Annotated in this window: 10 protein-coding genes; 4 read left to right on the top strand and 6 right to left on the bottom strand. The window is 70.2% G+C overall.

What is annotated here, in order from left to right; translation table 11 throughout:
- Positions 1–36: 36 nt before the first annotated feature.
- Together ACSUPV_RS34415 and ACSUPV_RS34410 are read right to left on the bottom strand one after the other, a co-directional pair.
- Positions 37–777, bottom strand: coding sequence for a CPBP family intramembrane glutamic endopeptidase (locus ACSUPV_RS34415; protein ID WP_382614385.1), 741 nt, complete (start codon positions 775–777; stop codon positions 37–39).
- Between the two features lie 128 nt (positions 778–905).
- Positions 906–2,423, bottom strand: a complete 1,518-nt coding sequence (locus ACSUPV_RS34410; protein WP_031115116.1) for a glutamate-cysteine ligase family protein — start codon at positions 2,421–2,423, stop codon at positions 906–908.
- 553 nt (positions 2,424–2,976) lie between these two features.
- Here ACSUPV_RS34410 and ACSUPV_RS34405 point away from each other — a divergent pair.
- The 3 genes from ACSUPV_RS34405 to ACSUPV_RS34395 all read left to right on the top strand — a co-directional run bounded on the left by ACSUPV_RS34405 (position 2,977) and on the right by ACSUPV_RS34395 (position 5,477).
- Positions 2,977–3,561, top strand: a complete 585-nt coding sequence (locus tag ACSUPV_RS34405; RefSeq protein ID WP_359790664.1) for a hypothetical protein — start codon at positions 2,977–2,979, stop codon at positions 3,559–3,561.
- Between the two features lie 375 nt (positions 3,562–3,936).
- Complete coding sequence (locus ACSUPV_RS34400; RefSeq protein WP_031115118.1) at positions 3,937–4,143, top strand: DUF5999 family protein; 207 nt, start codon at positions 3,937–3,939, stop codon at positions 4,141–4,143.
- A 209-nt stretch (positions 4,144–4,352) separates the two neighbouring features.
- Entirely contained in the window at positions 4,353–5,477 is a 1,125-nt protein-coding gene (locus ACSUPV_RS34395) for a LacI family DNA-binding transcriptional regulator (protein WP_359790666.1), read from the top strand.
- Positions 5,478–5,543: 66 nt separating this feature from the next.
- Here the strand turns inward: ACSUPV_RS34395 and ACSUPV_RS34390 are convergent, their stop codons facing one another.
- From ACSUPV_RS34390 to ACSUPV_RS34375, 4 genes are all read right to left on the bottom strand, one after another.
- Positions 5,544–6,608 carry an endo-1,4-beta-xylanase gene (locus ACSUPV_RS34390; RefSeq protein ID WP_436949172.1) on the bottom strand — a complete coding sequence of 355 codons (1,065 nt, stop codon included), beginning with the start codon at positions 6,606–6,608 and terminating at the stop codon, positions 5,544–5,546.
- A 52-nt stretch (positions 6,609–6,660) separates the two neighbouring features.
- Positions 6,661–7,425 (bottom strand): carbohydrate ABC transporter permease, encoded by a 765-nt coding sequence (locus ACSUPV_RS34385; protein ID WP_382614387.1) that lies wholly within the window; start codon positions 7,423–7,425, stop codon positions 6,661–6,663.
- A 71-nt stretch (positions 7,426–7,496) separates the two neighbouring features.
- Positions 7,497–8,495: a carbohydrate ABC transporter permease gene (locus ACSUPV_RS34380; RefSeq protein ID WP_037768400.1), complete on the bottom strand. Its 999-nt coding sequence runs from the start codon at positions 8,493–8,495 to the stop codon at positions 7,497–7,499.
- A gap of 6 nt (positions 8,496–8,501) precedes the next feature.
- A complete protein-coding gene (locus ACSUPV_RS34375) occupies positions 8,502–9,794 on the bottom strand; it encodes an extracellular solute-binding protein (RefSeq protein ID WP_031115123.1) in 1,293 nt (430 codons plus the stop codon).
- Positions 9,795–10,211: 417 nt separating this feature from the next.
- Here ACSUPV_RS34375 and ACSUPV_RS34370 point away from each other — a divergent pair, with 417 nt between their 5' ends.
- The gene (locus ACSUPV_RS34370; RefSeq protein ID WP_436949171.1) at positions 10,212–12,191 is read left to right on the top strand and encodes an amino acid transporter; all 1,980 of its coding nucleotides are present in this window, start codon (positions 10,212–10,214) and stop codon (positions 12,189–12,191) included.

Raw genomic sequence — 12,191 nt, 5'->3', positions numbered from 1 at the left:
GCGTACGACACCGTCGTACGCCCCTCCCGTGTCTCGTCACGCGGTCGGCAGCCACCCCACCTTGCCCGCCAGCAGCGCGTAGCCCACGAACGCCCCGATGTCGAGCAGCGAGTGAGCCACCACGAGCGGGCCGACGCGGCCCCAGCGGCGGTAGAGACAGACGAAGACGACGCCCATGACCATGTTGCCGATGAAGCCGCCGATGCCCTGGTAGAGGTGGTACGAGCCGCGCAGTACGGAGCTGCCCACCAGTGCGGCCGTCGGCGTCCAGCCCAGCTGGCCCATGCGGCGCAGCAGGTAGCCGACGACGATCACTTCCTCCAGTACGGCGTTCTGGATCGCCGAGAGGATCAGCACCGGGTACTTCCACCACACGCCGGGCAGCGCCTCGGGCACCACGGTGAGGTTGAAGCCGAGGCCGCGGGCGGCCAGGTAGAAGGCGATGCCCGTGCTGCCGATGACCGCGGCGATCGCGGCTCCCCGGCCGAGGTCGGGCCAGGGGCGGGTGCGGTCGAAGCCGAGGGTGCGCAGGCTCGCGCCCTCGCGCAGCAGGAAGTGCGCGACGAGCAGGACGGGCACCAGCGCCGTGGTGATGCCGAAGAGCTGCCAGGCCAGGTCGAGCCAGGGGCGGCCGGGCGCGGCCGAGGCGTTCATCGTGGCCGCCTGGTCCTTGAGCCCGCCCGGCTTGGTGACCGACCCGATGAAGCTGATCAGCGCGGACACCCCGCTCGCCCCCAGCGACAGCGCGAGGACGAGCAGCGTCTCGTCGCGGAGCATCCGCCGTGAGAGCCCCTGCTGGGGAATGGGATCGCCCGCCGGGCTCGCCTCCGCCTGCACACCTGCCTCCAACTTCACCGACGTGTCGGATCAGTATGGCGGCAGCGGGCGGCCGTCCCACAGGGGCGTCAGCCCAGCGACACCGGCTCCGGCAGTCCCACCGGCCAGCTGTGCACCGGGTCGCCCTTGTGCATCAGCTCGCGGTAGCGCCGCGTCGTGGCGGCCAGCGCGTCCTCCCTGGTGAGGCCCGTGTCCAGGGCCTTGTGGAAGGTCGCGGCCTGCCAGCTCGCCCCGTTCACCCGGCGCCGGCAGCGTTCCTCGATCACGCCCAGGTACAGGTCGCGGTCGGCGGGCTCGACGCCCCAGGCGTCCAGTCCTGCCTCGGCGAGCGGGAGCAGCTCGTCGCGGACCAGGCTCACCGCGTCGACCTGGACGGTGCCGCCGTACCGGCCGCGCCGGGGCCAGGTGAAGCGGGCGTCGATGCCGTCCTTGCACGCGGCGTCGAAGTTGGCGGCCGCCGCCTCGAACGGCAGCCGGGTCCAGACCGGCCTGGCCTCCTCGGCGAGGGCGCGGACGACGCCGTAGTAGAACGCCGCGTTGGCGATGACGTCGGTGACGGTGGGCCCGGCGGGCAGGACGCGGTTCTCCACGCGCAGGTGCGGGACGCCGTCGGCGATGCCGTAGACCGGGCGGTTCCAGCGGTAGATCGTGCCGTTGTGCAGGACGAGCTCAGCGAGCGTCGGGGTGCCGCCCCGGTCGAGCACCTCGATCGGGTCCTCGTCGTCGCAGATCGGCAGCAGCGCCGGGTAGTAGCGCAGGTTCTCCTCGAAGAGGTCGTACGCCGAGGTCACCCAACGCTCCCCGAACCAGGTGCGCGGCCGGACGCCCTGGGCCTGGAGCTCGGGCGGGCGGGTGTCGGTGGACTGCTGGAAGAGCGGGGGCCGGGACTCGCGCCACAGCTCGCGGCCGAACAGGAAGGGCGAGTTGGCGCCGACGGCGATCTGCGCGGCGGCGACGGCCTGGGCCGCGTTCCACACGTCGGCGAACCGGGCCGGGGTGACCTGGAGGTGCAGTTGCACGGAGGTACAGGCGGCCTCCGGGGCGATGGACTTCGAGGTGCAGGACAGATGTTCCACACCGGCGATGTCGAGGGTGAACTCCTCGCCTCGGGCGGCCACGATCTGGTCGTTGAGGAGGGTGTAGCGGTCGACGTCGGAGAGGTTCGACGACACCAGGTCGTCCCGGTCGAGAGTCGGCAGAATGCCGATCATCACGATTCCCGCATCGACTTCGCCGGCTTTTCGGTCGGCATATGCCAGTGACGTACGGAGTTCCTCCGCGAGCCGGTCGAATACACGGCCACCGAGGCGGTGTGGAGGAATGTTGACTTCAAGGTTGAACATGGCGAGTTCTGTTTGGAAGTCGCGACTTGCGATGCGTTCCAGGACTTGCCCATTCAACATTTTCGGCAGGCCGTCGGCGCCCGCGAGATTCAATTCGATCTCCAGCCCCATGAGGTTCTTCGGGCGATCGAACCGCTTCTCCGCCAGGAGACGCTCCAAGCCCGTCAGGCACTGGCGGAGCTTGTCGCGGTAGCGCTGGCGATCGGACAGGTCGAACCGGCCTGCCACGACCTTCTCCCCCATCGATGCGTCCCTCCTCGGATGGTGCGGGCCGAAGACCCGGCCGCCGGGGCCCCGGTCAGGTGGAGGATGCCCAGCGAAAGCGATCGATAACGTCCCGGGCGGGGCCGGCGGCCGCTACGCTGGTCACGTGTGACCGGTGGCACATTCGCTCGGCATGAAGCGGGACACCGGTTTCGGGCGGCGCCGACTCGTGAAAAACGCCGACGAGAATGGGCCGACCGGATCGCGGCCATTCGCCGAGGTCATCGCCGCACACCCCCGCGTGGAATCGGGATAATTCTCGCGTATCGCCGACCGAATGTACCCTTGTTCTACTCACCGGAAACGGCTAGACGAAACACAGTCTGAACCCGTGTCGTATAAACTCCGCGAACAAGGCAGAAGGTTGGCGCCCACGGTCGATGGGTCATGTCGTCGAGGCGATGTACGGCGGACCCCACCCCCCTCTCGTTCTCCAGACCCCGGCCCCTGCCTCTCTGACCTCCCGTGAGCAGACAGCGCCGTCCGCCCCCGCCCTCGCGCCACCGTGCCTTTGAATGAGAGGCGACCCACCATGCCGCTGCATGTCCCCCCGGCTCCCGCGCCCGCACTCCGTTCCGTCCTGACTGCGCTCTCCTCTCCCACCGCGGTCCGCGAAGCCCGAACTCCCGCCCTGCTCGGCGCCCAGGGGCCCGCCACGCCCGAGCTGCCCCTGCCCGTCCACGTCCTCGACGCGGTCACGGCCGAGGGCGTGCCGGTCACGCGGCTGGCCGGGTGGCGCTTCCTGATCCGCTGCGGCGATCGTGCCCTGGCCGCGGCGGAGACCATGCTGACCGCCGACGGCTGGGCCTTCTCCCACTTCTTCGAAGGCCCGTACATCACCTCGACCGAGCGCGCCCTGCGCCAGGCCGAGACGATGGCGCAGCCCTACCAGCCCCGCCTGCTGTCGGTGCCCGGCCTGTACATGCTGACGCTCTGGCTGCACGAGGACTGCGCCGCGGACGGCGCCGTCGGCCATCCCGCCGCCACCGACCTGCTCGTCCCGCTGGCCCCCGCGCCTCCCGGCATCGCGGCCCACCGACCGCACCGCGTCGCCGAACTCCTCCCGGTGCTGACCCACCGGGCGACTCCCACGCGCCTGCTCGGCTCACCCGCCTGAAGCGCCGCGACGTTCCCCTGCGCCCCGCCGCCGGAATTCCCGCCGGCGGGGTCGCCTTTTCCCCGCTCTTAAGAGCGGCTAATGGCTCATAAGAGCCCGGAGAGGTGACCGCCCCGACCGGACTAGCCCCATCAGGCCACCGAGAACCACCCGAAGTGACAGTCCAGTTGGGATGAACCGTCCGCGCGGGTGATGCGTCCTGAACCAGTGAGTAGCGGTGCTGCGAAATCCCTGCGGATCGACGCCCGTGGGGCAACACTGGGTTCCGACGACTTATCACGGGGGGCGGCCATGAACGAGACTTCCAGCCGCGGAACGAACACGACAGCAGACTCAGTCACCTCATCCATGACGACAGACCGAAAGATCCCACCCATGTGCCAGCACCAGACACCGTGCCCTTCCGCCGACTCCGCCGACCGGGAATCCGCCCGCCTCGTGGCGCACCACCCGGAGCAGGGGTGGAGCCTGCTGTGCAACGGGGTGTTGCTCTTCGAGGACACCGGCGAGCTCCTGCCCGACGGCCGGATCATCGCCCCGCACCGCCCGCCGGCCGGCAGCCAGGTGGTCACGGCGGCCTGAGGGCCGCGGGCGGGGTGACGCCCCGCCCGCAGACATGAGGGGCCGGCCGCAGGACCTCCTGCGCACCGGCCCCGACGCGTGTCCGGAGACCGTCACTCCCCGTCATTCCCGGCGACGCCCCGTTCCCGCCCCGTACGCCTTCCCACGGATGCCCGTTTTCCGGAAGACTCCTGGAAGTTTCGCGGTCAACGTCGACGGAGGTGGGGCGAGTGGCAGCACGTGAGGCCGACGCGGAGGGCAGGGTCACGATCACGGAGATCGCCCGGCAGGCCGGCGTGTCCGTCCCGACCGTGTCCCGCGTCGTCAACGGCCGGTCGGACGTGTCGCCGCAGACCCGGGCCCGCGTCGAGGACCTGCTGCGCCGGCACGGCTACCGCAGGCGCCCCGCGTCCTCCGGCACCCGCGCAGCCCTGCTCGACCTGGTCTTCAACAACCTGGACAGTCCCTGGGCCGTGGAGATCATCCGTGGGGTGGAGGAGGTCGCGCACGCGGCCGGGGTCGGCACGGTGGTGTCGGCCATCCACGGACGGTCGGGCGACGCCCGCGAGTGGATGCGTAACCTCCGGGCCCGCGCCTCGGACGGCGTCATCCTGGTCACGTCGGCGTTGGAGCCGATGCTCCACGAGGAGCTGCGGATCCTCGGGGTGCCGCTGGTGGTCGTCGACCCGGCGGGCTCCCCCGCCCTGGACGCGCCCACGATCGGCGCCGCCAACTGGTCGGGCGGCATGGCGGCCACCGCCCACCTGCTGTCGCTGGGCCACCGCCGGATCGGCCTGATCGCCGGCCCGCCGCGCCTCCTCTGCTCCCGGGCGCGGCTGGACGGCTACCGCGCCGCGCTGGAGGGCGCCGGCATCGCGCTGGACGAGTCCCTCGTCGCCCCCGGCGACTTCCGTCCCGAGTCCGGCTTCACCGCCTGCAACGCCCTGCTCGACCTGCCCGAGCCGCCGACCGCCGTGTTCGCGGCCAGCGACCAGATGGCACTCGGCGCGATCGAGGCACTGCGCCGGCGCGGGCTGCGGGTGCCGCAGGACATGAGCGTGGTGGGTTTCGACGACCTTCCGGAAGTCCGCTGGTCGGCTCCGCCGCTCACCACGGTCCGCCAGCCCCTCGCCGACATGGGCAAGCTGGCCGTCCGCACGGTCCTCCGCCTCACCCGCGACGAACAGCCGGACTCGCCGCGGGTGGAGCTGGGCACCGACCTGGTGGTGAGGGCGAGCACGGCACCTCCGACACCCCGGAACCCACCGGTCCCGCCCGGGGCCGGCCGGACACCGCGGCCAGGGCGGCAGCCCCCGTCCGACAGCCCACACGACGCGCCCGGCACCGGCCCGTAGCCCTGCTCCCGGCGGACCTGCGGTGGCGCCCCGCCACCCCCCGACGGCAGGGCGCCACCACCCCCGCTACCTGCCGCCGAGCGCCTCACGCAGCGCGAAGTAGGCCGGCTTGCGCCGCAGCTCCTCGTCCCACGGCAGGGCCGCGCCCTCGCCCGGGAAGAAGTCGGGGATCCACGAGTACCTGTCGGTGTAGTCCCACAGGGTGATGCCGACGCACCGGCGCACCGCCAGGCACGCCTCGGTCAGGTCGCCGTACCACTCGGCCTGCTGGACCAGCTTCTCCTCGGTCGCGGGCAGCTGCATCCGGATGTCGACCTCGGTGAGCGCGGTGTCGAGGCCGAGCCGGGAGAAGCGGCGGAGGTTGTCCTCCAGGGTGGTCGGATAGCCGTACTGGAGCGCCAGATGGGCCTGCAGACCGATGCCGTGCAGCGGGACGCCCTCGGCCTTCAGCTCCTTCGCCAGCTTGTAGTAGGCGTCACTCTTCGGGCCGATCCCCTCGATGTTGTAGTCGTTGAGGTACAGCTTCACGCGCGGATCGGCCTGGTGCGCCCAGCGCAGGGCGTCGGCGATGTAGCCGGGGCCCAGGGTCTTGTAGAACACCGACTCGCGGTACGTGCCGTCCTCGTTGAACGCCTCGTTGACGACGTCCCAGGCGAAGACCTTGCCCCGGTAGTGCCGCACCTCCGTCTGGATGTGCTTCTTCAGCACGGCCCGCAGCTCCGGCGCCGTCCACTCCCTGCTCGTGAGCCAGTCGGGCAGCTGGCTGTGCCAGACCAGGGTGTGGCCGCGCACCTTCTGCCGGTTGGCGCGGGCGAGGTTCACGATCTCGTCGCCCTTGGAGAAGTCGAACACGCCCTGCTCGGGCTCGGTCGCGTACCACTTCATCCCGTTGCCGGGGGTGATCTGGTCGAACTCGTGGCCGAGCAGGGCCTTGTACGGCTCGTCGACGAGCTCCGGGTTGTCGGTCGCGCTGCCGAAGTAGCGGCCGTGCCGCTGGGCGAGGTCGGCGAGGGTCCGTTCCTTGCCGTGCCGTTCGTCCGCCTGTGCCGACGGGCCGGTGGCGATGCCTCCGAGCATCAGCGCGGCGGCGAGCGCCCCGGCGAGTCTGAGCCGGGTGGCGGTCTTGTGCATGGTGCGACTCCTCACGGTCAACGGGTGGGTGAGCCGTACGTCCGCGGGCGCGTCAGCCCTTCGTGGCGCCCGCGGTGAGGCCGCCGACGAGCTGGCGCTCGGCGACCGAGTAGAAGGCGAGGGCGGGGACCATGGCCAGCACCAGATAGGCGAAGACCTTGGCGTACTCCGCCGAGTACTGCCCCTGGAACTGCTGGACTCCGATCGGCAGCGTCCACCACTGCGCGTCGGTGAACACCAGCAGCGGCAGGAAGAAGTTGTTCCAGCTGGTGACGACGGCCAGTACCGAGACCGTGCCGAGCGCGGGCCGCGCCATGGGCAGCAGCACCCGCCAGAAGAACCCGAAGGGGCTGCACCCGTCGAGGGTGGCCGCCTCCTCCAGTTCGCCGGGGATCTGCCGGAAGAAGCCCCGCAGAATGATGATGGTCATCGGCAGCCCGAAGGCCGCCTGCGGGAGGATCACGCCGAGCGGGTTGTCCAGCAGGTCCAGGGACCGCAGCAGCAGGAACAGCGGCAGCGCCGCCACGGCGAACGGGAACATCAGCCCCATCGTGAACAGCGTGAACAGCGCTTCCCTGCCGCGGAAGGCGAACCGGGCGAAGGAGAAAGCCGACAGCGCGGAGACGGCGACGATCAGGACGGTCGTGCCGACCGCGATGAGCGTACTGTTCCCGATCAGCCGCCAGAAGTCGCCCGAGCCGAGGATCTGGGTGTAGTTGGAGGTCACCCATGACTCGGGCAGGCCGACCGGGTTGCGGGAGAGTTCGTCGGTGGACTTGAAGCCGGACAGCGCGGCGTAGAGCAGCGGCACGGCCATGACCGCGCCGACGACGACCAGGACGAGGTGCAGCGGAAGGGTCCGGCCCCTGCGCGTCTTCTGACTGGCTGTCACTTTCCGTCACCCCGCATGGTCGTGGTGGCCCCTTCCAGGTCGCGCCGGAGCACGAACCGCTGGTAGGCGAGGGCGAAGACGAGGCTGATGGCGAACATGACCACGCTGATCGCGCTGGCGTAGCCGACCTGGTAGCGCTTGAAGCCGTACTGGAACATGGTCACGGCCATGGTCTCGGAGTGGTGGTCGGGGCCGCCCGCGGTGGTCACCCACACCAGGTCGAAGAGCTGGATAGCCCCGATGACCGACAGGAACACGCTGATGCGCAGGGTGGGCGCGAGCAGCGGCAGGGTGACGTTGCGGAAGCGCTGCCAGGGCCCGGCCCCGTCGATGAGCGCCGCCTCGGTCAGTTCCCTGGGGACGGCCTGGAGTCCGGCCAGGTACAGCATCATGTGGAAGCCGAAGTACTTCCAGGTCATGACCAGGAACAGGGTCGCCATGACGGTCGACGGGTCGGCGAACCACTCGCCGCCCAGCCCGTCCAGCCCGATCCCGCCGAGGACCTGGTCGGCGAAGCCGTCGTCCGGCGCGAAGATCATGCCGAACAGCACACCGGTGATGGCCTCGGACAGCACGTACGGGGCGAAGAACAGCATCCGGTAGACCGCCCGGCCGCGCATCCGCTGGTTGAGCAGCACGGCCATGGCGAGCGCGAACGGCAGCTGGAGGGCGAGCGACAGCACCACCAGGACGAGGCAGCGCCACAGGTCGCCGAGGAAGACGTCGTCCTGGAAGAGCCGGGTGAAGTTCTCGCCGCCGACGTAGTCGGAGGGCATGCCGAAGCCGCCCCAGCGGAAGAAGGCGGCGTACAGCGCGAACAGCATCGGCAGCAGCACGAGCCCCATGAACAGCACCAGGGCGGGCAGCTGGAATCCCGTCGCGGTCAGCCAGTTCAGGGTGCGTCGCCGGGCCCGGGCCCGGTCCCGGCGGGCGGCCGGGGCCGGGGGGCCGGCGTCGCGGCCGGCCCGTTTGTCCGGCAGGTACGTGGAGGTCATCGCCGGCTACTGCTCTTCCTTCGCGGTCCTGGTGATCGACTGGGCGACCTGCCCGGGCGACTTGGACCCGGCGATGAGCGCGGCGACGCTGTCGTTGACCTCCTGGCCCACGGCGGGCGCGTACGCCTGGTCGAGGTAGAGCTGGAAGCCGGTGGCCTGCTTCAGCTGTTGCTGTACGGCCTTGATGTTGGGGTCGGCGAGGGCGCTCTCGGCCGCCGGGACCACGGGCAGGACGCCGGTCTTCTTCACCAGCTCCCGGTCGGTGGCCTCGGACGCGAAGAACTTCAGGAAGTCGACGGCCGCCTGTGGTGCGCCCCGGCGCAGGGCGTGCCCGCCGCCTCCGCCGAACACCTCGGTGATGGCGCCGCGGCCGCCCTCGACCGCGGGGAACGGGAAGAAGCCGAGGTCCTTGCCGAGGCCCTTGCCCGCGTCGGCCTGGACCACGGGCGCCCACTGGCCCATGAGTTCCATGGCCGCCCTGCCGTTTCCGACGGTGGCGGCCTGGCCGGTGGGGGTGGAGTAGGCGGCGCCGAGGAAGCCCTTCTGGAACGGCTTCAGGGCGACGAGTTCCTCCAGGTGCTCTCCCGCTTCGAGGAAAGGTGCGCCGGTGAAGTCCTTGTCCTCGTAGGCCTTCTGCAGCGCCCCGGCGCCGGCGGTGCGCATCGCCAGGTAGGCCCAGTAGTACATGCCGGGCCACTTCTCCTTGCCGGCCAGGGCCAGCGGCGTGATCTGCGCGGACTTCAGCTTGCGCACGGCGTCGAGGAAGCCGCTCCAGGTGGTCGGCGGCGCGCTGATGCCGGCCTTCTGGAACAGCGCCTTGTTGTACCAGAAGCCGATCATGCCGATGTCGAACGGGATGCCGTAGACCCGGTCGTCGAGGAGGTACGGCTCGCGGGCGACCGGCAGCAGGGCGTCGCCCCACGGCTTGGTGCGGTCCGTGAGGTCCTCGACGAGCCCGGCGTCGACCTGCTGGCGGAGGACGCCGCCGCCCCAGGTGTGGAAGATGTCGGGCAGCTTCCCGGAGGAGGTCAGGGCCGTCATCTTCGCCTTGTAGGCGTCGTTCTCCAGCTGGACGATCTTCACCTTGACCTTGGGGTTCTGCGCCTCGAACTTCCGGGCCAGGGCGGCCCAGACCCCCTTGGTCGGCTCGGTGGTGGAGATGTTCCACCACTCGATCGTGGTCGTCCCGGACGACCCTCCGTCCGAGTCCCCGCCGCATGCCGTCAGTGCCGTCATCCCCAGACCGGCGGCGGCGGAGCCCGCCAGGAAGCCGCGGCGGGACAGTGCCGGGTCGCCCATCATGCGCTCCTCGAAAGTTTCGAATGAGATTCAGAAAGATGCGTTGCTGCCGCACCCTAGAGACAGCGGGTAAACAGTGGCAACCCCTTGTACACGGTGAATCTTTCCTCGACACGAGGACCGCAGAAGGGTGCCGAAACATTCGAGCGCCAAGACGAACCTTACGGAGGCAGTGGTCACGCTAGGTACCCACCCGCGAGCCCCACGCTCGGCACCGCCCTCCAGCCGGACAGAGCCGCAGAACCGCCCCCGACCTGGGGCTTTCACTTGCTCCGCCATCCCGCACGTCAGAATTAACGGAAGCTTGACGCGCACAGCCCCCGTATCCACCGGCCACGGCATCACGCTCCGCTTACGCTGATCTGGCCGTCCAGTGATGGCCGGAACCGCACTGAGCCGCACATCGGGAGCACGTCGATGGCCACCACTGAGCACCCCGGACCGGGCGTCACGGAGCCCGCCCCACCCGGCCGCCTGCGCGCCTGGATGCTGCAGGGCCTGTCCGACATGGGCAAGGGCGGCGGCCACACGGGGCCCCACGCCGAACCGCAGCCTGCACACCAGGGCCAGCCCTGGTGGCGGGTGATGTGCCTGACCGGCGTCGACTACTTCTCCACGCTCGGCTACCAGCCGGGCATCGCCGCCCTCGCCGCCGGCCTGCTGTCCCCCGTCGCGACCATCGTGCTGGTCGTCGTCACCCTGGCCGGCGCCCTGCCGGTCTACCGGCGCGTGGCCGAGGAGAGCCCCCACGGCGAGGGCTCGATCGCGATGCTGGAGCGGCTCCTGTCCTTCTGGCAGGGCAAGCTGTTCGTGCTGACCCTGCTGGGATTCGCGGCCACCGACTTCCTCATCACCATCACACTGTCGGCCGCCGACGCCTCCACCCACCTCGTGGAAAACCCGCATCTGACCGGCGTGCTGCACGACCGGCAGATGCTGATCACCCTCGTCCTCGTGGCGCTGCTCGGGGCGGTCTTCCTCAAGGGCTTCCTGGAGGCGATCGGCGTCGCGGTCGCCCTGGTGGGCGCCTACCTCGCGCTGAACGCGGTCGTGGTGGTCGTCGGCCTCTACCACGTCATCACCGCGGGCCACGTGATCACCGACTGGTCGAGCGCCCTCACCACCCAGCACGGCAACGTCTTCGTCATGATCGGCGTCGCCCTGCTGGTCTTCCCGAAGCTGGCCCTCGGACTGTCCGGCTTCGAGACCGGCGTCGCCGTGATGCCGCACGTCAAGGGTGACCCCGACGACACCGAGGCACGGCCGGTCGGCCGGATCCGCGACACGAAGAAGCTGCTCACCACGGCCGCCCTGATCATGAGCGTCTTCCTGATCACGACCAGCTTCATCACCACCCTCCTCATCCCCGAGAAGGAGTTCGAGGCGGGCGGCCAGGCCAACGGCCGCGCGCTGGCCTACCTGGCGCACGACTACCTGGGCAACACCTTCGGCACCGTCTACGACGTCTCGACGATCGCCATCCTGTGGTTCGCCGGCGCCTCCGCGATGGCCGGCCTGCTCAACCTGATGCCGCGCTATCTGCCCCGCTACGGCATGGCCCCGCACTGGGCCCGTGCCGTGCGCCCCATGGTCATCGTCTTCACGCTGATCGCCTTCCTGGTCACCTGGATCTTCGACGCCGACGTCAACGCGCAGGGCGGCGCCTACGCCACCGGTGTGCTGGTCCTCATCAGCTCCGCCGCGATCGCCGTGACCATCGCCGCCCGCAAGGCCCGGCAGCGGAACTGGACGATCGCCTTCGCGGTCATCTCCGCGGTGTTCCTCTACACGACCGTCGCCAACGTCATCGAGCGTCCGGACGGCGTGAAGATCGGCGCCTGCTTCATCGCCGGCATCATCCTGGTCTCCCTGCTGTCACGACTGGCCCGGTCGTTCGAGCTGCGCGTCACCAGCGTCACCCTGGACGACATGGCGGAACGCTTCGTCCGCGACATGGCCAGCCGCCGGATGCGGTTCATCGCCAACGAGCCCGACCGGCGCGACATCGCGGAGTACCGCGACAAGATCGAGCAGATCCGGCACGACAACGACGTGCCCGGGCACGAGGACTTCGTCTTCGTCGAGGTAACGGTCACCGACCCGTCCGAGTTCGAGGCGGGCCTGACCGTACGCGGCGAGGTCCTTCACGGCCGCTACCGCGTCCTGACCCTGGAGTCCTCCTCCATCCCCAACGCGCTGGCCGCCCTGCTCCTCCACGTACGCGACACGACCGGGCGCACCCCGCACATCTACTTCGAGTGGACCGAGGGCGGGCCCTTCGCCAACCTCCTGCGCTTCTTCCTGTTCGGCCAGGGCGAGGTCGCCCCGGTGACCCGCGAGGTCCTGCGCGAGGCGGAACCGGACCGGAAGCGGCGGCCGAGGGTGCACGTGGGCTGA

Source organism: Streptomyces sp. SudanB52_2052, assembly GCF_964272415.1.
Lineage (GTDB): Bacteria > Actinomycetota > Actinomycetes > Streptomycetales > Streptomycetaceae > Streptomyces > Streptomyces olindensis.
This window is presented reverse-complemented; position numbering and strand designations above follow the sequence as displayed.